General features: G+C 71.3%; 16 protein-coding genes and 2 pseudogenes. 11 read left to right on the top strand and 7 right to left on the bottom strand.

What is annotated here, in order from left to right; genetic code table 11:
* The first annotated feature begins 475 nt into the window (after positions 1-475).
* Positions 476-1,786 (top strand): serine hydrolase domain-containing protein, encoded by a 1,311-nt coding sequence (locus ACZ7GZ_RS08600; RefSeq protein WP_471022231.1) that lies wholly within the window; start codon positions 476-478, stop codon positions 1,784-1,786.
* A 98-nt stretch (positions 1,787-1,884) separates the two neighbouring features.
* Here the strand turns inward: ACZ7GZ_RS08600 and ACZ7GZ_RS08595 are convergent, their stop codons facing one another.
* Both ACZ7GZ_RS08595 and ACZ7GZ_RS08590 read right to left on the bottom strand, forming a co-directional pair.
* Positions 1,885-3,207, bottom strand: coding sequence for an MFS transporter (locus ACZ7GZ_RS08595; RefSeq protein WP_471022127.1), 1,323 nt, complete (start codon positions 3,205-3,207; stop codon positions 1,885-1,887).
* A 242-nt stretch (positions 3,208-3,449) separates the two neighbouring features.
* Complete coding sequence (locus tag ACZ7GZ_RS08590; protein WP_471022126.1) at positions 3,450-4,271, bottom strand: DeoR/GlpR family DNA-binding transcription regulator; 822 nt, start codon at positions 4,269-4,271, stop codon at positions 3,450-3,452.
* A gap of 297 nt (positions 4,272-4,568) precedes the next feature.
* On the opposite strand from ACZ7GZ_RS08590, the gene ACZ7GZ_RS08585 reads away from it, so the two are divergent.
* From ACZ7GZ_RS08585 to ACZ7GZ_RS08570, 4 genes are read left to right on the top strand one after another with little or no spacing between them, the layout of a single operon-like run.
* A complete protein-coding gene (locus ACZ7GZ_RS08585) occupies positions 4,569-6,128 on the top strand; it encodes an FGGY family carbohydrate kinase (RefSeq protein ID WP_471022123.1) in 1,560 nt (519 codons plus the stop codon).
* The gene (locus tag ACZ7GZ_RS08580) at positions 6,121-7,653 is read left to right on the top strand and encodes an FGGY-family carbohydrate kinase (RefSeq protein WP_471022122.1); all 1,533 of its coding nucleotides are present in this window, start codon (positions 6,121-6,123) and stop codon (positions 7,651-7,653) included. The genes ACZ7GZ_RS08585 and ACZ7GZ_RS08580 overlap by 8 nt, the downstream gene beginning before the upstream one ends.
* A complete protein-coding gene (locus ACZ7GZ_RS08575) occupies positions 7,650-8,255 on the top strand; it encodes a histidine phosphatase family protein (RefSeq protein WP_471022120.1) in 606 nt (201 codons plus the stop codon). Before ACZ7GZ_RS08580 ends, ACZ7GZ_RS08575 begins: the two co-directional genes overlap by 4 nt.
* A 24-nt stretch (positions 8,256-8,279) precedes the next feature.
* Positions 8,280-9,323, top strand: coding sequence for a 2-hydroxyacid dehydrogenase (locus tag ACZ7GZ_RS08570; RefSeq protein ID WP_471022118.1), 1,044 nt, complete (start codon positions 8,280-8,282; stop codon positions 9,321-9,323).
* Between the two features lie 354 nt (positions 9,324-9,677).
* Here the strand turns inward: ACZ7GZ_RS08570 and ACZ7GZ_RS08565 are convergent, their stop codons facing one another.
* Positions 9,678-11,390, bottom strand: coding sequence for an MFS transporter (locus ACZ7GZ_RS08565; RefSeq protein WP_471022116.1), 1,713 nt, complete (start codon positions 11,388-11,390; stop codon positions 9,678-9,680).
* Positions 11,391-11,547: 157 nt separating this feature from the next.
* Here ACZ7GZ_RS08565 and ACZ7GZ_RS08560 point away from each other — a divergent pair, with 157 nt between their 5' ends.
* From ACZ7GZ_RS08560 to ACZ7GZ_RS08550, 3 genes and pseudogenes are all read left to right on the top strand, one after another.
* Positions 11,548-12,360, top strand: a complete 813-nt coding sequence (locus tag ACZ7GZ_RS08560) for a TetR/AcrR family transcriptional regulator (protein WP_471022115.1) — start codon at positions 11,548-11,550, stop codon at positions 12,358-12,360.
* Between the two features lie 349 nt (positions 12,361-12,709).
* On the top strand, positions 12,710-13,060 hold the full coding sequence (locus ACZ7GZ_RS08555) for a peptidase inhibitor family I36 protein (RefSeq protein ID WP_471022113.1): 351 nt from the start codon (positions 12,710-12,712) through the stop codon (positions 13,058-13,060).
* A 238-nt stretch (positions 13,061-13,298) separates the two neighbouring features.
* Positions 13,299-13,410, top strand: a pseudogene (locus ACZ7GZ_RS08550) (IS5/IS1182 family transposase); the annotation flags it as partial.
* A 4-nt stretch (positions 13,411-13,414) separates the two neighbouring features.
* On the opposite strand, the gene ACZ7GZ_RS08545 reads toward ACZ7GZ_RS08550, so the two are convergent.
* Positions 13,415-14,110: an SDR family oxidoreductase gene (locus tag ACZ7GZ_RS08545; protein ID WP_471022111.1), complete on the bottom strand. Its 696-nt coding sequence runs from the start codon at positions 14,108-14,110 to the stop codon at positions 13,415-13,417.
* Positions 14,111-14,244: 134 nt separating this feature from the next.
* Here ACZ7GZ_RS08545 and ACZ7GZ_RS08540 point away from each other — a divergent pair, with 134 nt between their 5' ends.
* Positions 14,245-15,102: a helix-turn-helix transcriptional regulator gene (locus tag ACZ7GZ_RS08540; protein WP_471022108.1), complete on the top strand. Its 858-nt coding sequence runs from the start codon at positions 14,245-14,247 to the stop codon at positions 15,100-15,102.
* A 105-nt stretch (positions 15,103-15,207) separates the two neighbouring features.
* On the opposite strand, the pseudogene ACZ7GZ_RS08535 reads toward ACZ7GZ_RS08540, so the two are convergent.
* A pseudogene (locus ACZ7GZ_RS08535) lies at positions 15,208-15,582 on the bottom strand (transposase); the annotation flags it as partial.
* Between the two features lie 1,249 nt (positions 15,583-16,831).
* Between ACZ7GZ_RS08535 and msrA the strand changes: the two are divergent.
* On the top strand, positions 16,832-17,353 hold the full coding sequence (gene msrA / locus ACZ7GZ_RS08530) for a peptide-methionine (S)-S-oxide reductase MsrA (protein WP_471022107.1): 522 nt from the start codon (positions 16,832-16,834) through the stop codon (positions 17,351-17,353).
* Between the two features lie 162 nt (positions 17,354-17,515).
* Here msrA and ACZ7GZ_RS08525 read toward each other — a convergent pair whose 3' ends face one another.
* Both ACZ7GZ_RS08525 and ACZ7GZ_RS08520 read right to left on the bottom strand, forming a co-directional pair.
* Positions 17,516-18,589: an NAD(+)/NADH kinase gene (locus ACZ7GZ_RS08525; protein WP_471022105.1), complete on the bottom strand. Its 1,074-nt coding sequence runs from the start codon at positions 18,587-18,589 to the stop codon at positions 17,516-17,518.
* A gap of 327 nt (positions 18,590-18,916) precedes the next feature.
* Entirely contained in the window at positions 18,917-19,678 is a 762-nt protein-coding gene (locus ACZ7GZ_RS08520) for an AraC family transcriptional regulator (protein ID WP_471022103.1), read from the bottom strand.
* A gap of 53 nt (positions 19,679-19,731) precedes the next feature.
* Here ACZ7GZ_RS08520 and ACZ7GZ_RS08515 point away from each other — a divergent pair, with 53 nt between their 5' ends.
* On the top strand, positions 19,732-20,928 hold the full coding sequence (locus ACZ7GZ_RS08515; RefSeq protein ID WP_471022102.1) for an MFS transporter: 1,197 nt from the start codon (positions 19,732-19,734) through the stop codon (positions 20,926-20,928).
* The last annotated feature ends 147 nt before the right edge of the window (positions 20,929-21,075 follow it).

Genomic DNA, 21,075 nt, shown 5'->3' with positions numbered 1-21,075 from the left:
ATCACATCCACCTGGTCGTACATAACCGTTTGTTGAAGACATGTGAAGGGTGCCTTATGGAAAGCGGTTGGGAAGGCGCCCCGAAATGCGGCTGGAATGCGACTGCGTCGATTCGGGGTGCTGTGGGGCGGATGCGCAGGCGGCGCTTGCCGCCGCGCAGCGCGACGGCCTCGCCTGGGTGGCCCATCCGAAGGGCGGGAAGCTCGGAACCGATCAGAACCGCGACACCTGGCCGCCGCGCTTTCCGAGCGGGGCGTGCGGCCCGTGCGGCAGGTCGCCATCGACGACACCTGGTCGGTGCTCCGGTTCCGGCCCGGCGACTGATCTCCGGCAGCCCCGGTCGCACCAAGTCTCAAGTCGTACGGTGGGCCGGCCGTGATCCTCCGCAGGAAGGATGTAGGGCACACCCATGACCGACGACGATGACCGGGCGAGGTCCGGACACGGGGTCCGGACCGCAGGGAAGGGACACCCCTTGCGCATCCTCCGGCTCGTCGGAACCGTCCTGGGTACGACACTTGTGCTGACCGCCACGGCACCGGTCGCACAGGCGGACGCCAGACCGGCCACGAAGACATCCGAATCGTCCTTAACCAGCGGGAAGTTGGACGACGCGGCGCTCAACTCCGGCCTCCGCGCCATCCATGACGCTGGCATGTACGGCATCTACTCCTCCGTACGCGACGGCTCCCAGCGGTGGACCGGCGCGGCCGGCGTCGCCGACGTGGACACCGGGCGCCCGGTCCGGCCGGGCATGCTCCACCGGGTCGGCAGCGTCAGCAAGGCCTTCACCTCCGTCGCCCTCCTCCAGCAGGTGGAACGCGGCCGCCTCCGCCTCGACGCGCCCATCGGCGACTACCTCCCCGACCTGGTCCCGGGCGAGCGCGGTCGCGAGATCACGGTCCGCATGCTCCTGAACCACACGAGCGGCATCGGCGACTATGTCATCGGCGCCTTCCCCTCGCTCGCCCACGGTTCGACGGCCAGCCTCGACGAGGACCGCTTCCGTTCCATCCGTCCCGAGGAACTCGTCCGCCTCGGCCTCGCGGCCCCGGCCACCGGCAAGCCCGGCGAGAAGTGGTCGTACTCCAACACCAACTACGTCATCGCCGGACTGCTCCTGGAGAAGCTGACCGGCCAGGACGCCGAGGCCTACATCACCCGCCACGTCATCGCCCGGGCCGGCCTGCACCACACCTCGTTCCCGCGCACCCCATACATCCAGGGGCCGCACGCCCGCATGTACGACTCGTTCTACGGCCTGATCAACCCGCCGCGCGACTACAGCGACTACGACATGTCCTGGGCGTACACCGCGGGTGCGCTGGTCTCCACCACCGACGACCTCAACCGCTTCTACCGCGCCCTGCTGGGCGGCAAGCTGATCGGCCCGGCCGCCCTGCGGGAGATGCAGCGCACCGTCCCGGCGGGCGACGGCACGAACTACGGCCTGGGTGTCTACAGCGTCGACATCCGCGGCTGCGGGCGCTTCTGGGGCCACGACGGCGCGGTCTTCGGCGCCGGCACCCTCGTCTACTCCAGCCCCGACGGCAAGCGCCAGGTCGCCCTGGGCTGGAACCTCATGAAGTACGAGCGCCTCAAGTCCGACGGTTCCGGGTTCGAAGACAGCCCGATCGACGACGCCATCAACCGCCAGGTCGTGCGCGCACTGTGCCCGACGCTGCCTGCCCCACCCGCCGAGTCCCACTCGGCGACGGCGCTGCCCCGGACGGCGCTGCCCACCGTGGACCTCGCGCCGGGGGTGTGGGCCGAGGTCCTGCGCTGACACACCGTCCTGCCCACCGCACGTCCGGCGCCTGAGGCAGGACCTCCATGCGCACCGCTCCCCACCCGCAGGTAAGGGAGCGGTGCGCCGGCCGGCGGCTACACCCTTTCGGCACTGCCCGGTGCCGGCACCACGGACACGCCGGCCGCGGCGGACTGTCCGGGCAGGGTGAGGAAGAGGGTCATGCCGGCGCTTGCCAGATAGAGCCCCGCGAAGATCCACATCACGCCCTGGACGCCCAGCGGCCCGAGGAAGAGGGCGACCACGGCGGGGCCGACGAACGCACTGGCCCCGGCGCCGAGGTTGAGCGCCGACATCGCCTGACCCTTGTGCTCCGGTGCCAGCGAGGGCATGAGCGCGGACAGCGGTACGTAACCGGCGAGCGTCGCGCCGAAGAGGCTCACCAGGACCATGGCCAGCGGGAAGCTGTCGCCGGAGGCCACGGTGCCGTAGTAGAGCAGCAGCGTGGTGACCGCGCAGCCCACCCCGCCGAACCAGGCGACGGTGCGCTGCCAGCCGAGGCGGTCGCCGACCAGACCGAAGAGCAGGTTGAAGAAGATGTTGGTGGCGAACATCGCCGACAGCAGCCGCAGCCACTCGGTCAGGGAGAAGCCCAGGGTGTCGGTGAAGAACACGGGCAGGAAGACCAGGAACCCGAACTGTGCCGCGGTGTTGATGGTGCGAACCACCGTGCCGACCCCGATGCGTGGATTGCGCCAGATGATGGAGAGCGAGCCGAGCAGCGTGGCGACCGGACGCTCACCGGTGGGAGCCAGCCGGTCCCTGCCCGTCGGCTCCCGCACCATGAGCAACGTGATCAGCCCGCCCGCCGCCACCAGGGCCAGCGCGAACCACAGGGTGCGGTACGTGCCCATCCACGGCACCGTGAAGCTCGCGACCAGTGAGCCGAGCGTGGGCAGCCCGCCGGTGAAGGCGAACCAGAACCAGCCCACGGCGGAGCCGAGCCGGTGCCGGGGCGTCACCACCGTCACCCAGACCAGGAAGCCGTAGGCGAACAGCGGATACCCGAATCCGCGCAGACCATAGGTGGTCAGCAGCAACCAGTAGTGGTGCGTCGGGACGGCGAGGCCGAGAAAGGCCACCTGCAGCGCGGCCCAGATGCCGAGGCCCAGCATCATCACACGGCGCGGACCCCACAGGTCGGAGAGCGCTCCGGAGAACCAGGCGGAGATGCTCGCCGTGACGCCGTACACGGTAAACAGCAGTGCCACGCGTTCCTTGGAGATGCCCTCGTGCAGCAGGTAGGGCGAGAGAAATCCGGATTCCACACCGTCACCGATCATGAAGATCAGAACACCGAGAAAACCCCAGGACAGGGCCTTCGGAATGCCTATTCGGTCGAGGAATGTGTGAGGTGCGCTTTCTGCGGCTCTGGATGCGGGATTCAAGGGGACGGTCACGGCGGCCACCTTCTTGGGAAATGGGGAGAGCGGAGTGCCGTACGGCGTGGGACCGATGAAAAGTCCGCTCCGGGGCAGGGTCAATCCGTCATCGGAAAGACCTCGCCGGCCGTGTGACCCATGGTGTTAAGTCCCCGGTCCGTCGCTGTGCGGGCAGTCCATAACAGAGCCTGTCGCCGCAGATCAGGACAGTGTGCGGGCTGCCGCGGGGTGAGGTGTGCCGAGTGAGAACCGTGTGATGTTCACGTGCCGTCGTGCGGCCGGTGTGTTCCGGGCGCTGCGGCGACGGTGCGGACGTGGACTCCGTTGTCGCGCAGTCGCCGTACCTCTCCCGCGGGGGCCGCGTCGTCGACGAGGACCAGGTCGAAGCCGGTGAGCGGAGCGAGGGCGTACAGGCCCTGGTTGGCGAACTTGGTGTGGTCGATGATCAGCACCCGGCGCGAGGCGGCGGCCATCATGGCCCGCTTGACCTGCACCGTCTCGGGCGACATGTGGTAGCAGCGGCCACCGGTCACCGCCGTCGTGGACATGAACAGCACGTCCGCCCGGAACGCCTCCACGCTCTGTGCCGTGTGCGCGCCCATGAAGGCGTCGTAGGCCGGGAAGTAGGTGCCGCCCAGCGCGACCAGCGCCACGCCGGGTTCGCGGGCCAGTGCCGAGATGACCGGCAGCGAGTTGCTGATCGCCGTGATCGGGGTGTGGTCCGACAGGTGTCGGACCAGGTGCAGACAGGTCGTGGAGTCGTCGATCATCACGACCTGTCCGGGCGCGAGTTCCTCGGCGGCGGCGCGCGCCAGCAGCTGCTTGGTGTGCACCATCGTCGACAGGCGTTCGCTGGCGCTGCCGTGGAACTGCGTCGAGGGCAGACAGCTCGCCCCGCCGCGCACTTTGCGCAGCCACCCCTGGGCCTGCAGAGCGTCCAGATCCCGGTGGATGGTCATGACGCTCACGCCGAACTCGGCCGCGAGGTCGGTGGTGCGGACGAACCCCTTGCTCGTGACGAGTTCGCGCACCCGGTTCCGACGCCCCTCCTGGGCGTCCGTCCGGGCGTCCATACCGGCCATGACAGCCGCTCCTTCCTGAGAGGCTCATGAGATTCCCACATGAACGTAACACGGCCCAGGCGGGCTCCGGCCTGGGCGGTGTCCCAGCGAGCGGCCCACGCCCAGCGCGGCGCGCCGGACCCCGCAGGGGATTTCACACGACACGGGGGCCCGGCCGCGGGATAAGTCGCGAGGCCGATTGACGACCCCTTCCGAGCCGCGTTTCCTGATTTCTGCGAGCCGCCCGTGCCGGACCGTTCGATCCGACGGGTCCGTTCCGCGGGCGCGGGCCTTTGTGAAGGGGCAGGTATTGCAGTCATGTCGGTTCTCACCATCGACGTCGGAACCTCGGTCATCAAATCCGTCGTGTTCGACGACCAGGGCCGGGAGCTGGCTGTCTCCCGCATCGGCACCGAGGTAATGCGGCCCCGTCCCGGCTGGGCGGAGCAGGACATGGACGCGGTGTGGAACGGAGTCGTCTACACCGTGCGCAGCGTCCTGTCCCAGCTCGGCCCCGCCCAGGACCCCGTCTGGCTGGTGAGCTTCACCGCACAGGGCGACGGCTGCTGGCTGGTGGACGGCGACGGCCGTCCCACCGGCCCGGCGATCCTGTGGTCCGACGGGCGCGCCGGCGACCTGCTCACCCGCTGGCAGGCCGACGGAGTCCTGGAGCAGGCGTTCCGCCGCAACGGCTCGCTCACCTGCAGCGGCATGCCGAACGCGGTGCTCAGCTGGTTCGCCGAGCACGACCCGGAGCGACTGCGGTGCTCCCGGACCGCGCTGACCGCGGCCGGCTGGCTGTTCCTGAAGCTCACCGGGGTCACCGCCATCGACGAGTCCGACGCCTCCGCGCCCTTCCTCGACCACACCACCGGCGCGTACGACCCCGTGATCCTCGACCTCTTCGCGATGAAGTGGGCCGAGCCGCTGCTGCCACGGATCCTCGGCGAGCACGAGCGCATCGCCGAGATCACCCGCCACACCGCCGCCGAACTCGGCCTGCCCGCCGGGCTGCCCGTCGTCATGGCCCCCTATGACATCGCCGCCACCGCCCGCGGCGCCGGAGCCGTCAACCCCGGCCAGGCGTGCGCCATCCTCGGCACCACCCTGTGCACCGAGATCGTCACCCGCGAGCCGGACACCGGCGGGGAGCCGTGCGGCATCAACATCGCCTATCGCGGCCGAGAACGCATCCTGCGCGCCTTCCCCACCCTCTCCGGCACCGAGGTCCTCGACTGGGCCTGCCGCACCCTCGCCGTCGAGGACCCCGCCGCCCTCGGCAGACTCGCCTTCGGCACCGAACCGGGCGCGGGCGGACTGGCGTTCCTGCCCTACCTCTCGCCCGCCGGTGAGCGCGCCCCGTTCCTGGACCCGCACGCACGCGGCGCCTTCTGGGGTCTGTCCCTCGACCACACCCCCGCCCACGTCGCCCGCGCCGTCTTCGAGGGACTGTCCCTCGTCGTCCGCGACTGCCTGGCCGCGTCCGGGACCGGCGTCCACGAACTGCGCCTGTGCGGCGGCGGATCCGCCAGCGACGCCTGGTGCCGGCTCATCGCGGACGTCACCGGAGTGCCGACGGCCCGCGGCGCCGACACCGAACTGGGCGCCAAGGGCGCGTTCCTGACCGGTCTCGTCCTCACCGGTGCGGAGAGCAGCATGCACAGCGCCGCCGCCAAGTACGTCCGCATGCGCGCGAACTGGGAACCGGACCCCGAACGTGCCGCGTTCTACGACGGGCTCTACGACACGTACCTCACCTGGCGCGACGCCGCCCGCTCCCTCGGCTGGGCCCCCGCGCCCGCCGCTGCCCCCGCCCCGTCGCCCGCTGCCGTACCGGCCGTCTCCCCGGCCCGTACCCCGGAGGCCCCACATGTCTGACGCCCTGTCATCCGAGGCCGTCCACCTCGGACTCGACCTCGGCACCCAGAGCGCCCGCGCGGTCGCCGTGGACGGCACCGGCCGGCTGCTCGGGACCGCCTCCCGTCCGCTGACCGGCCGCCGCGACGGCGTACGCCACGAGCAGGACCCCGAGCAGTGGTGGTCCGCACTCTCCGCCGCCAGCCGCGAGGCCCTGACCGGCATCGACCCGTGCCGGGTGCGGGGCCTGGCCGTGGACGCCACGTCCGGGACCGTGCTCCTGACCGACTCCGCGGGCGCACCCCTCACCCCGGGCCTCATGTATGACGACCGCCGGGCCGACACGTACGCCGACCGCGTCAACACGCGCGGCGCGCCGGTGTGGGAGAAGCTCGGCTACCGCGCCATGCAGCCGTCCTGGGCCCTGCCCAAACTGCTCTGGCTGCTGGACGACCCGACCCGGCCCGACGGCGCGACCCGACCGGGCGGCCGGGGCGTTCCGGCGGGCGCCCGCCTGCTGCACCAGGCCGATCTGATCACCTGGCGGCTCGCCGGGCACCAGGTCCCGAGCGACGCCAGCCACGCCCTGAAGACGGGCTACGACCTGGTCGCCGAGCGGTGGCCCGAGGCCGAACTGGACGCGCTCGGCGTCCCGAGCGGGCTGCTGCCCGACGTCGTACGGCCCGGAACGGTCCTCGGCACGGTGTGCGCCGAGGCCGCCGAGGCGACCGGCATCCCCGCCGGCACCCTCATCACCGCGGGCATGACCGACGGGTGCGCGGCGCAGATCGGAGCCGGCGTGCTCACCCCCGGCTCCTGGAACTCCGTGCTGGGCACCACCCTGGTGTTCAAGGGGGCGAGCCCCCACCTCGTCCGCGATCCCGGCGGCGTGGTCTACTGCCACCGCGGCCCCGGCGGTACCTGGCTGCCCGGCGGCGCCTCCAGCAGCGGCGCCGGTGTCCTCACCCACCGCTTCCCCTCGGCGAGCCGCGCCGACCTCGACACGCTGACCGCGCGGGCCGCCGCGACCGGCTCCACCGCCGTCGTCTACCCACTGGTCGGCTCGGGCGGCGAGCGCTTCCCGTTCCGTGCCCCCGCCGCCGAGTCCTTCGTCCTCGGCGAGCCCGCGGGTGACGCGGAGGAGTTCCACGCCTGCCTGCTGGGCGTGGCGTTGCTCGAACGGCTCTGCTTCGACTACCTCGACCACCTCGGCGCACCGGTCGACGGCCCGCTCACGTTCACCGGCGGCGGGGCCCGCAACCGCTACTGGGCGCAGCTGCGCGCCGACGCGCTCGGCCGCCCCGCCCGGCTGCCGGAGCAGGCCGAGAGCGCCCTCGGCATGGCGGTGCTCGCCGCCACCGCCTCGGGCGTCACGCTGGAGGAGGCCGCGGGCGCCATGGTGCGGCTGCGCGAGGAACTCCACCCCGACCCCGCCCGTACCGCCCGCCTGCTCCCCGTCTACCTCGATTTCGTCGACGCGCTCGTCCGCCGCGGCTGGCTGGCACCGGCCGTGGCCGACCACGCGCGCGGAAAGGCCCTCCAGTGACCGACTTCGTCCTCGTCCGCCACGGGGAGACCGTCTGGCACGCGGACAACCGCTACGCGGGCCGTACCGACGTGCCGCTCACCGAACTCGGCCGCCGGCAGGCCGCCGAACTGGGGGCGTGGGCCGCGGGACAGCACCTGGACGCCGTGCTCTGCTCACCGCTGTCCCGGGCCCGGCAGACCGCCGAGCCCGCGGCGACCGCCCTCGGCCTCACGCCCTGGGCCGACGAGCGCCTGTACGAGGTGGACTTCGGCCGCGGCGACGGTCTCACCCGCGCCGAGATGGCCGAGGTGTTCCCCGAGGCGCTCGCCGCGTTCCTCACCGACCCGGTCGCCCACCACCTGCCCGGCGGAGAACATCCCGCCCGGGCGGCGGACCGCGCGGTCGACTGCCTTCAGGAGGCCGCGCACAAGCTCCCCGACGGGCGTGTCCTCGTCGTGGCCCACTCCACCCTGCTGCGCCTGGTGCTGTGCAAGCTGCTCGGCATTCCCCTCGCGCGCTACCGCCAGGTCTTCCCCGCCCTGCACAACGGCGCCCTGACCGAACTGCGGCTGCGCGACGGCCAGGCGTCCCTGCTCCGCCTCAACGCACCCGTTCGCTGATCCTCGCTCTCCGGGAGAACCACCGTGCCCACCACCGTCCTCGCCGCCGGCGACCACTTCGTCCTGCCCGGGCTGCTCGCACAGGAACTGCGCGCCGCCACGCCCGCCGGCCCCGACCTGGACCTCCGGCAGCTCCAACTGCCGTGGCCTCACACCCCGTTCGGGAAGGTCGCCGAGGTCGACGAGGCGTCCGGAACCGAGGAGGAGATGATCGAGGCGCTGCGCGGCGTACGGATCTGTGTCACCCAGATGGCCCCGCTCACCGAACGGGTGCTGGCCGCCTGCCCCGATCTGGAGCTGTTCTGCGTCAGCCGGGGCGGACCGGTCAACGCCAACCTGGAGGCCGCCACCCGACACGGCGTCGCCGTCTGCTACGCCCCGGGCCGCAACGCCGTCGCCACGGCGGAGCACACCCTCGCGCTCCTTCTCGCCGCCGCCCGCGGCATCGGCGACGTCCACACCGACCTGAAGCAGGGCACCTGGCGTGGCGACTACTACGACTACACGCGCTGCGGTGTCGAGATCGACGGCTCGGTCGTGGGCCTGGTCGGCTTCGGTGCCATCGGCTCGCGCGTCGCCCGCGTCCTGACCGCGATGGGGGCCACGGTCCTCGTCCACGACCCCTATGTGGCGCCGGAGGCGGTGCACGGTGTCGCACGGCTCGTGTCCCTGGACGAACTGCTGAGCCGCTCCCGGATCGTCTCCCTGCACGCGCGCGTGACGGACGAGACCCGGGGCGTGATCGGGCAATCCCAGATCGCGGCGATGCCGCGCGGTTCCGTCCTCGTCAACTGCGCCCGGGGCGCCCTCGTCGACTACGACGCGGTGTGCGACGCGCTCGACTCGGGACATCTGGCAGCCGCCGGCTTCGACGTGTTCCCCGTCGAACCGGTACCGGCCGGCTCGCGCCTGCTGTCTACCCCGGGCGTCATCCTCACCCCGCACATCGCCGGGGCGAGCCGCGAGGTCGCCCACAAGGCCGCCCGGATCGTCGCCGCAGAGGCGGCCCGTTTCCTCCGCGGCGAGCCACTGGCCCACTGCGCCAACCCCGAGGCCCTGAGGGGCTGACGCGGCGCCCCGTGCAGAGCGACGGCGGCGCGTCGCAGGCGCAGTGGCCGACCGGCCAGGAGGGTGCGGGTGCCCGAGCGCGGCGTGTCGCGCGGGGCCCTTCCGGACACCGGGCCGGCCACGGCGCCGTGGCCGGAGCGGGCGGACTCCTTCGCCGCCTGCGCGGCGGTGGCCACGGCATCCCTCGACGGCGGACCCGTGTGCCCCAGGCGGTCCGGGAGGCCGCGCCCTGTCCGACGGCCAATGTCCGTGTCCGGGCCGGCCGGGCAGCCCCTCCCCACGGAGACGGGGCGGCCGGGCGGGTCCTCCCCGGCGTCCGGCCGCCCGTCGGTGCCGAGGCCGGCCAGACCCGCATCAGTGCCCCGCGGACCCCGCGGGGCGCGCGTGGCGCGGCAGGAGGAACGCGAGGAGGAAGGTCAGGGCGAGCATGCCGTCGACGATCCACAGCACCGTCTTCATGACGGAGCCGAAACCGCTGCGGAAGGCCGACGACGTGGTGGCCTGCAGCGCACCGGGTATCCGGGCGGCGGCTTGAGGCGAGGTCACGGCCGCGCGGGTGTCCTTCTCCAGACGCGCGCAGGACGCCGGGGTCGCGGCAGGGTCCTTGGCCACGGCGCGGTCCGAGGCGCACGTGCGCAGGTCCGCCACGAGGCGCTCCTGAGCGGCGGGCGCGACGTGCGCCGCGGCGAGCTGTCCCCGCAGCCCACCGGAGTGGTGGTCGACGGCCGTGGCGATCCCACCGCCCAGCAGGCCGAAGAACGCGGTGCCGAGGACGGCCACCCCGAAAGCGCCGCCGAGCTGCTGCATCGCGGTCATCGTGCCGGACGCCGAACCCGTCTCGTGCTGCTCGACGCTGGCGAGCACGATGTCGAAGAACGGCGCCATGAGCAGGCCCATCCCGACGCCGGTGACGAGCAGGGACGGCACGAACTGCCAGGGGCCGACGCCGGACCCCACCATGTCGAGGGTCAGCCACACCCCGAACACGCCGGCCGCCATGACCAGCGCGCCGGCCTGCAGGACGGCCCGGCCGAACCGGGTGACACCCTGAGCGATCCCGAACCCGACGATCATGCCGCCCGACCAGGGCACCATCACGAGTCCCGCCTTCAGCGGGGAGTAGCCGAGACCGATCTGGGTGTAGAGGTTGAACACCAGCATGAAGCCCTGCATGGTCGAGAAGAACACCAGCCCGAGCGTCATGCCGCCGCTGAATCCCCGCTTGCGGAACAGGCTGGGGACGACCAGCGGGTCCCGGCCCGCCTTGCCGCGGCGTGCCTCGTACGCGCCGAAGGCGAGGAAGACGACCACCGAGGCGGCCATCATCAGGAACGTCCATCCGGGCCAGTCGTACTCACGGCCTTGGACCAGCGGGAAGATGATGAGCAGCGCGGCCAGTGAGACCAGGAGCATGCCGGGGATGTCGAGGCGGGGCCTGGTGCCGGAAAGGCCTCGCGGCAGATAGCGCAGGGCACCGAGGAAGGCGGCGGCGCCCAGCGGCAGGTTGATCAGGAAGATCATCCGCCAGCCGGTGCCGAAGTAGTCGGCGTCCACGAGCCAGCCCGCCAGGATCGGTCCGCACACCGCGGACAGTCCCATGACCGGGCCGAACATGCCGAAGGCCTTCTGCGACTCCTGCGGCGGGAACATCTCCTTGATCATGCCGAGGCCCTGCGGCAGCATCACCGCGCCGAACAGTCCCTGTACGACACGTGCGGTGATCAGCATCTCGGGCGACACGGACAGCGCGCACAGCAGCGACCCCACGGTGAAGCCGGCGGCTCCCACCAGGAACATCCGGCGGCGCCCGTGGATGTCCCCGAGCCGACCGCCGGTGACGAGCCCCACAGCCATCGAGAGCGTGTACGCGGCGGCGAGCCACTGCAGGGTGGAGGCGCCGCCGCCGAGGTCGGCCCGCATGGACGGGCCGGCGATGTTCGTGACGACGGCGTCGAGGAGATCCATCACCTCGGCCGCGAGGATCACGAAGAGTGCAGCCCAGCGCCACCGGTAGGGCGCTGGTGAGTCGGCGGGCGTCTCGACGGACGCGACACCGGTGGTGGACATCGGAACCCCCTGGGAAGAACAGTGTTCGACAAGAGAACGGCGTTCATTAAGATATAGCGCATACCTTGCCGCCGAGACAAGATATATCGCGTCTGGGAGGGCTGGACGCCGCTCACTGCAGGAGAACACTGTTCTCCACGATGCCTAGACTGGCCCCATGACCGATGAGGCCGCCGACGCCCGCACGTCCCCTCCGGCGTCCCCCTGGGACCGGGAGCGGCGTGCGCGTAGCCACGTGATGCCCAGGCGCGTACCCCTGTCGCGTGAACGGGTCGTCGAGGCCGCCTTCACCGTGCTGGACCGCCAGGGGCTCGACGGGCTGTCGATGCGTCAGGTGGCGTCCGAGCTGGAGGTCACGGTCTCCGCCCTCTACGCCCACGTCAGCTCCAAGGACGACCTCCTGGAGCTGATGTACACGCGGCTCTTCGACGGCTTCGCGCTGCCCGAACCCGACCCGGAGCGGTGGCGGGAACAGGTGCGGGACTACGCCCGCTCGGGGCGCCAACGCCTGCTGTCCCACCGGGACATGGCCAGGATCTCCATGGCCCACGTCCCCTTCACGACCGAACTCCTGCCGCATGTCGAGGCGTTGCTCGCCGTCTTCCGCACCGCGGGGCTGCCCGACCGTATAGCGGCGCAGGCCGGTGACCTCATCTCCACCTACGTCGACGGGTTCGTCCTGGAGGAGGGCATGTGGCGGGACCGGGCCGCTCGGCACAGCGGTGACGATTCCTCGCCGGCCCGCCCCGACTGGCGTGAGATGGCCGACGAGATGCGGGACTACTTCGCGTCCCTGCCCGCAGCGGAGTTCCCCCATCTGCGCGCCCTGGCCGGGCTGATCGCGTCCGACTCCTCCGACGAGAGGTTCGACATCGGCCTGGAGGTCATCCTGCGCGGCCTGGCGAGCTATCTGCCCGAGCGTGACTCGGGCGCGCGTCCTGACGCAGACCGGACTCGGGACACCGCCTGATCCGCGGCGCCCCCGGCCCCGGCCCTACGCATGCGTGCGGCCCGTTGCCCCTGGGGAAGGCGGCGGACCGCACGCGGCGGGGCGGTTGACGGCTGGTGCGGACGGCGTCTTCCGTGCGGACCCGTGACCCACAGGCGATGTCCGCCCGGCGCCCTTCACGAGGCCGCTCACGACGTCCTGACGCCTGCCACGCTCCTGACGCACAGTCAAGCAGCGAGGTCACGATCTACAGCTGGAGTACCAAGTGCTCGACGGCGCACAGTATGTGACGTGACATCACATACTCGTGCGATTATGCGTTTTGAGTTAAGATCCAAAAGTCTTTCGATCGAGGATAGCGGGGCTTCGTATGAGCATGCTCAAGAAAAGTCTGACGATGGCGGCTGTGGCCGGTGCGTTGCTGGGCGGCACGTTCGTCACACCGGCCGCGGCGGCTGATCCCAACACCTGTCCGAAGGGATATGCGTGTGGATGGACGGGACCGAACAGGACTGGTGAGAGGCACGTCAACTCTCTGACACCCGGCTGCTACCCCCTCCAAAGGGTCAACCGGTCCGTCTCGAACCAGACGTCCTATCGCGTAGTGCTCTGGCACGTCACCGGCGGCTGCGACATCGGCACCAAGCTGGCCACTCTGAACCCGGGCACCTACGCAGACAACCCCGGCGCCGTTACCGGGATCGAGGTTTACAAAATATAGCGCCGCGGCCTTCATATCGAAGGCCGAGCCCGAGATGCACCGAGGTGTTCCGCCCGTGACGGGCGGAACACCGCGCTTAATCGCCCACAGCGTCCGCCCCCCACCAGAGCCGTCCTGAAATGAGGCTCTTAAGAGGTCGCGCAGATAGGCGCGGGGCGCCCCGTCAGCGAAGCCAGCACAGATCTTGGTGATCCTGGAGTTGCAACGCTCTGTGATCATCGGGGATGTCCGTGCTGTACTGCCATCGTGGCTGACCGACCCGCTCTGGGACCGATTTGCCGCGCTGTTTCCTGAGCGGCCAGCGGACGACACGACCCGCTGGCTGCCATCGCCCACGCATCAGCGACCGGACCGCTACCAGACGACCGGGCCGGTCTTGTCGAAGAAGCCGCCGGTCGGGCCGTCGGCGCCGATCGAGGCCATGCGGACGATGATCTCCGCGCCCTCTTCGATGGTTTGGGTGCCCTGGTGGCCGTTGAGGTCGGTGGCGGTGTAGCCGGGGTCGACGGCGTTGAACCGGACGGTGGGGAACGCCTTGGCGTACTGCGAGGTGACCATGACCAGCGCGGTCTTGGACGAGTTGTAGTCCAGCACTGTCACCTGGAACTCCACCCGGCTCGGGTCGGCGCACGCAGCCAGCGAGCCCAGACCGCTGCTGACGTTGACGACGACCGGGGCGTCGCTTGCTTCCAACAGCGGCAGGAAGGCGTGCGTGACCCGCACGACGCCGAAGACGTTCGTGTCGTACGTGGTCAGCATGTCGGCCCCGGTGACCTCGCCGACCGGCTTGCGCGCGCCCACGATCCCGGCATTGTTGACCAGGACGTCGAGACGGCCTGCGTCCGCGCGGAGGAATTCGGCTGCAGACTTCACGGAATCCTCGTCGGTGACGTCGAGTTGAACGAAGCGGGCGCCGAGCATCTCGGCCGCCGTTCGACCGCGGTGGGCATCGCGTGCCCCGACATAGACGGTGTGCCCGGCCTCGATCAGACGACGAGCCGCCTCGAAACCGAGGCCCTTGTTCGCTCCAGTGATCAATGTGGTGGTCATGTGCTCACTCCGGTGATCGGTGGGTCGGTGATGTCTCCACCGTCGGCGCACCGCAGACGAACAGGCAGTGCCCGCCTCAGCCAGTGGACCAGCAGTACCAGGCTGTCCGGGCGCGGCGGCGCGATACTGGGACGGTGAGCGAATCCAGGGAACTGGGCAGAGCCCTGCATGGCTGGCGGGACCGGATCGCCCCTGCCACGGTCGGACTGCCCGCGGGCGGGGTACGTCGGGCCGCCGGACTGCGCCGCGAGGAACTGGCCCAGCTCGCCGGCCTCTCGGTGGACTACATCACCCGCCTGGAACAGGGCCGGGCCACTTCCCCGTCGGCGCAGGTCCTGTCCGCGCTGGCCCGTGCCCTGCGGCTGTCGGCAGCCGAGCGCGAATACCTGTACCTCCTCGCGGGCCAGCCGGCGCCGGGCCCCGGGCAACTGTCGGCCCACGTTCCACCGGGGGTCCGAAGGCTGCTCGACCAGCTGGACGGCTCACCGCTGAGCGTGCATGACGCCGCCTGGAACCTGATTCTGTGGAACCCCTTGTGGGCGGCCCTGTTCGGAGACCTGTCCGCGCTGCGCGGACGCGAGCGCAACATCGTCTGGCGGCACTTCGCCGGTCTGCCCAGCCGGGTCAGCCATACCCCCCAGCAGGAGGCCCGGTTCGAGGCGGCCGTGGTCGGCGATCTCCGGGCGGCGACCGCCCGCTACCCCGCCGATGCCGACCTGCGCTCCCTGATCAAAGACCTGCGGGGTGTCAGCACCGACTTCGTACGCCTGTGGGACACGGGCATCGTGGGCGTCCATGAGTCGGACACCAAGACCGTCCATCACCCCGATGTCGGCGCAATCACCTTCGACTGTGACGTGCTGACGGCTCCCGGCAGCGATCTGCGCATCGTCGCCTATACCGCCGCTCCTGGCAGCGACGCCGCCGACCGGCTCCGGCTCCTCAACGTCATCGGCACCCAGACCATGACCGAAGACAGCACCCCGGGATAGCAGTCGGCGGGCGCACTCGACCCCCATGGCCTGCAGCCCGGCGTACCGACCACCGACGACAGCTCGCTGTCAACGCCGACGAGAGGTCCCCAGATAGGCGTGGTCTCATCGGCGCCGGATCGGGCGATCGTCCCAGCGGTGGGTGATCCATGCCCGTCGAATCAGGCTAGGAACGGTGATGATGGTGTCGGCCAGGTCGAAGAAGGCGTCGATGGCAGTCGCCCGGCGCTCGTAGCAGCGGGCGAGGCGGTAGAAGGCGTTCTGCCAGGCGTGGGTCCTCTCGACACGCCACCTCTGACTTGCCTGGATCGGTGCTTCCTCGCCCTTGTGCGCGATGCGGCCGTGCAGGCCACGCTCGTCGAGCAGGGCGCGGGTCTTGTCAGAGTCGTAGCCGGCGCCCAGGTGCACGGTGACGTCGTCTGGCAGAAGTCCCAGGTCGTCCAGACGGTCCAGAGTCGAGGCGAGGAGCGGGGAGTCATGACGTCACTGGTCGTGCCTCCGCCCCCGCCGACCGAACCGCCCTCATAGGGCACGAACGTGTCGGTGAACGCGAGGCTGTTCTGGCCGGTCTCGCTGCACGTGGGCAGTGAGTTGGCGCTTCCGCTGCACGGCTGGTCCCGGTTGACCGACCAGAACGCCAGCCGCCCGACGCCGTTCTGCGCGGCGAAGTCCTCCACGGTCTGAGCGTCCGCCAGGGTGAACGTGGAACCGTCGTCGTTCTTGCCGATCATCGGCGTGATCCCGAGGTTGGCATAGGTGTAGCCGGAGTCCACGGACTGCATCTGCGTCAGCGTGGCCCTGGCGGCGGAGACCGCGGCCTGCCCCATCGCGGTGCTTGTGCCGGCGTAGTAGTCCATGGCCATGACGTTGACCACGTCGATCCTGATGCCCGCGTTCTTGGCGGCCTTGAGGAGGTTGACGCCGTCGCCGGTCAGCCCGCTCGGCAGCACAGGCAGTGTCATGGAGAACTGCAGGCCCGGGTTGGACGCCTTGAGGTCCTTCATCGCCTGCATCTGGCGGGCGGCGGCCGCCGTGTCCGCGACGGCGGCGCCTTCGACGTCGAAGTCGAGCCGGGTGACGCCGTAGTCGTCGAGGAGGGCCTGGTAGCCGGCGTCGATGCCGCTCTGGGTGGAGCACGTCCAGGCGAGCGGCTCGCCGCTCGCCCCGCCGGAGGAAATGATGACCGACGCGCCTTCGGACCTCGCCCTGGCGATCTCGGGGTCGGTGTAGGTGTCGTTGCCGATGGGGAGGGTGTCGCCCCAGATCTGGTTGCAGCCTTCGCCGAGTACGAAGGCCGCGGTGTAGGACTTGAGGTGGTGCCCGGTGATGGCGCTGTCGAGCAGGCCTTCCTGACTGTTCGACATGTCGACATAGGGAGCCACGGAGTAGACGCTGTTCGCCGCTGCGCCGACGGCGGGTGCCAGGGCGACGGCCGTGCCGGTGGTCGTGAGGGCGAGCGTGCATACGGAAGCCGCGCGTCTCACGAATCTTGTCAGATGCATGACATTTCCCCCTTGAGGACGCCCCTCGGGCGTGGGGAGGCGGGGTGGAGGGGTGTGGTGGCGCACAGGGTGGCGCCGTGCGGGCTCGGGTGGTTGGTACATACCAAACAGCGCGGAAATCGCCCCGTCAAGAGGACTAGACCAACTAAGTCCGTGGCCGGTATTAGGGTGATCGTGTCAACCGGCGCGCCGACAGCAGTGCCGGGCTCGAGCGTCAGGAGTGACCGATGACGGTGGAAAACCAGCGGGCCGTACTCGCAGGGGGTTGTTTCTGGGGCATGCAGGATCTGATCCGCAAGCAGCCGGGTGTGGTCTCCACGCGCGTCGGCTACAGCGGTGGTGACACGCCGAACGCGACGTACCGCCATCACGGCGACCACGCCGAGGCCATCGAGATCCTCTTCGATCCCACGACCACGAGCTACCGCGACATCCTGGAGTTCTTCTTCCAGATCCACGACCCGACCACCCGGGACCGCCAGGGCAACGACATCGGGCGCAGCTACCGGTCCGCCATCTTCTACGGCGACGAAGAGCAGCACCGCGTCGCCGTGGACACGATCGCGGACGTCGAGGCGAGCGGGCTGTGGCCGGGAAAGGTGGTCACCGAGGTGGAGCCCCTGGGTGACTTCTGGGAGGCGGAACCCGAGCACCAGGACTACCTGGAGCGGTATCCCAACGGCTACACGTGCCACTTCCCGCGACCGAACTGGAAGCTCCCGCGCCGAGAGTCGTCCACGACGAACTGAGCCGAGCGAGCAAGGTGGTTCGGCCACCCGGCCGCTGGGGACCAGGCCCGGATGGAAGGCCGCCGGTCACCCATGCCCCGGCGCGGACACCGTCGACCGGTCAGGCGACGTGGGCTCTCTCAAGCGCCCACGTCAGCCGTGAGGCCCGCACCCCCATCCGCCTCAAGACGGCAGAGCCCCGCTCTCGGGAGCCGGAGGCAGCGCGAGGTGGGCGAGGTCGCCCGGTGGGGGTGTGGTGACCGGCCACAGGGGAGCGGCCTCACCGTCGGCGAGCGCGGCCGGCGCGTCGGTGAGGTTCATACGCTCGCGCAGCCGGCCGTAGAAGTCCGTCGGGCCCAGCCGGACCGCCTTCAGCCGGCGTGGCGCGGCGTACACGCCGATCCAGTCCCCGGGGCTCAGCACACCGCGCAGCTGGCCGTCGATGCTGACGGCGGCCTGGCCGGACCGTTCGAGAATCCGCAGCGCGATCGGCTCGTCGGGGGCGGCGACGACCGAGCGGTTGAACACCATGTGCGGGGCGACCGGCGTGAACACCAGACCCTCCGCGCGCGGCGAGACCACCGGACCGCCGGCGGCGAAACTGTACGCGGTCGAGCCCGTGGGCGTCGCCACCAGCAGCGCGTCGGCGGAGTAGCAGGCCAGGAGCCGGCCGGCCAGATAGACACCGACCGACACCTGCCGGTCCCTGGCGAGCTTCTCCACGACGACGTCGTTCAGCGCCGTGACGTTCAGCGCGACGCCCCAGTCGTCACCCGTCTCGCACTCCGTCCGCACCCGGGGCGGCGGCAGCATCGGCCCGCGGCCGTACCGCAGCAGCGCCTCCATCTGCGCGGGCACCTCCAGCCGGCACGACGCCCGCAGGGTGAGGAGCATCCGGCTCTCGACGGTGATCCGTCCGGCAAGGACCGCGTCCAGCGCCGCGCGCACCGCCGGGGCCGGGACCTCGGTGAGGAAGCCGACCCGGCCGAGGTCGACGCCCAGGACCAGGGCGTCGTTCTCGGCCGCCAGCCGGGCGCCGCGCAGGAACGTGCCGTCGCCGCCGAGGGTGACGACGAGGTCCGGATCGCCCGCCGCGTCGACCTCCTCCCGGGCGCTGTGCCGCGCCCCCTGCTGCCATACGTCGATGTCGGCGCACCCCACGGCGTGCTCCGCGCACCAGGCGCGCACCGCCCGTGCGGCGGCCACGGCCTCGGTGCGGCCGCCGTGCACCACCAGGCCGACGCGGTTCACCGTCATATCCGCCTCCCAGCCGGCTGTTCCCCTTCGTCATCCTCGCTCGCGAACCGCTCCCGCGCGGCCCGAGCCACGCGGGCGGCCCCCTGGGCACGGGCGCCCGCGCACGTGCGTACGGCTGCTCGGGCCGCCGGCGCCGTACCGCGCGACCCTGGACGGCGCGGAGGGCCCCGGGAGGGTTCTTCGCCATGAACGGTGCGCGGTGCTCCTTCGGCGCGCTGTTCCAGGTGGCGGCGCGGGGTGCCGCGTTCCGCAGCATCTCCGCCCGCCTCCGTCTGCGGACCGAGCGGCGTCCGACGCCCCCGGCATGCCCCTGACGCCGCGCCGGCGTCAGCCGACCGGCCCTCCGGTGTCCCTCGGGCGGAAGCCCGGTGTGTGGCCGAAGGTGCGGCGGAAGACGTCGATGAACGCGCTGGCCGAGGACCAGCCGCACCGGTGCGCCACCGTGGTCACCGGAGTCTGCTCGGCCAGCAGGACCAGCGCGTGGTGCAGCCGCAACTGGGTGCGCCACTGCGGGAACGTCATGCCGAGGTCGCCGCGGAACAGCCGCGACAGCGTACGGTCGCTCGCCCCGATCTCCCGGCCCAGCTCGGCCAGGGTGCGGCCGTCGGCCGGATCGGCGCGCAGGATGTCGCACAGCGTGCGCAGCAGGGGCGAGGAGGGCGTGGGCAGGTGCAGGGGCTGCTGCGGCGAGGCCCTCAGCTGGTCGAGCAACACCGCGCGCAGCCGGGCTCGTTCGGCGCTGCCGTCGTCCGGTGTCCGGGTGTACTCGATGACCAGCTCGCGCAGCAGCGGGCCCACGGCGAGCACGGTCGGCGCGTGCAGGGCCAGCGGGTTCTCGGCCGCCGGCAGCCCGACCAGGTGCAGCTCCAGCTCCCCGTGCGCCTCGTGGGCGTGGACCGTGCCGGCCGGCACCCAGATGGCACGGGTGGCCGGGGCGACCCAGGAACCCGCGTCCGTGGTGACGGCCACAACGCCCCGGCCCGCGTAGACGATCTGGTGGTCGTCGTGCCGGTGGGCCCCGATCGCCGCGCGGGGCGCCAGCCGCCGGGTGCGTGTGGGAGCCGTCGGCTCGTGGCGGATTTTCGTCATCACCTGGCAGATTATCGGAAGTTCGACATCCGTCCGGGTCGGAGTATGACGGGGTGCGAAGGAACACATCGATCATCCTGCTGTCCGCCGGGCACGCCTGCGTCGACGTCTACCAGGGCGCCGTCGCGTCCCTGATCCCCTTTCTCGTCGCCGAGCGCGGCTACGGCTATGCCGCGGCCTCCGGTGTCGTACTCGCCGCCTCCCTGCTGTCCTCCGTGGCGCAGCCCTTCTTCGGTGCCCTCACCGACCGCCGGGCCGTTCCCTGGCTGCTGCCCGTCAGCACGCTGCTGGCCGGCGCCGGCATCGCGCTGAGCGGGCTCGCCGGCTCCTACGCCCTCACCCTGTGGTGCGCGGCGCTGTCCGGGATCGGCGTGGCCGCCTACCATCCCGAGTCCGCCCGGGTCGCCCGGCAGGCGGCCGCGGGCGCACACAGCGCCATGGGCTGGTTCTCGCTCGGCGGCAACGTGGGCTTCGCCCTGGCCCCGCTCCTGGTCGGCGCCGTCGTGGGCACGGGCGGGCTGCACCGGACGCCGCTGCTGGTGCTGCCGGCGCTCATCGGGACCGCGTTGTGCGTGGCCGTCCTGCGCGCACCCGAGCGACGGCCGCCCGTCCGGGCCGGTACGGTGCCGGTGGCCGAGGCCGACGACACGGCGTCCTTCGTGAAGCTGTCGCTGGCCGTGGTCTGCCGCTCGGTCGTGTTCATCGGGCTGAGCACCTTTCTCCCCCTGTACGCCGCCCGACGAGTGGGAGGGGGCCCGGCATCCGGCACCGTCGCGCTGTTCGTGCTCTATCTCGGCGGCGCGGTGGGTTCGGTGCTGGGCGGCGCGCTGGCGGAGCGGTGGGACCGGGTCACGGTGTGCCGCTGGTCGTATCTGGTCTCGGTGCCGGCGGTCGCGGGCGTGGTGTGCGTCCCCGGCCCCGGGCTGTACGCGTGCGTGGCGCTCACGTCCGCCGGTCTGTACGTGCCGTTCTCCCTCCAGGTCACCCTCGGCCAGGACTACCTGCCCTCACGGGTCGGCACGGCCGGCGGGATCACCCTCGGTCTGGCCGTCAGCGTCGGCGGTCTCGTGAGCCCGCTCATCGGCCGGCTCGCCGACGCCACGTCCCTGCGGACCGCCCTCGCCCCGCTCGTCCTGATACCGGCGCTCAGCTGGCTGCTGCTGCGCACCCTGCCCGAGCCGGCGACGCCGCGCAGGGTCACCGGGAAGGAAGACGAAACGCACCCGCACCCGTCACACGCGCGCCGGTGACCAGCGCCGACCGGCCTCGGCGTGACGGTGGGGGGGGCGGGGGGGGGGGGGGGCGGGGGGCGCAAAACCTGGTGGGGTGCCCCTTCCTGGAGAAGGCCCTGTTCCCCCCCGCTTGGTTCTTGAACCCCCTCCTTCCCCAGGGCGGGA

It is taken from the genome of Streptomyces sp. NPDC037288, from assembly GCF_055603265.1.
The sequence above is the reverse complement of the archived record's forward strand: the minus strand, read 5'-3'. Positions and strand labels throughout refer to the sequence as shown.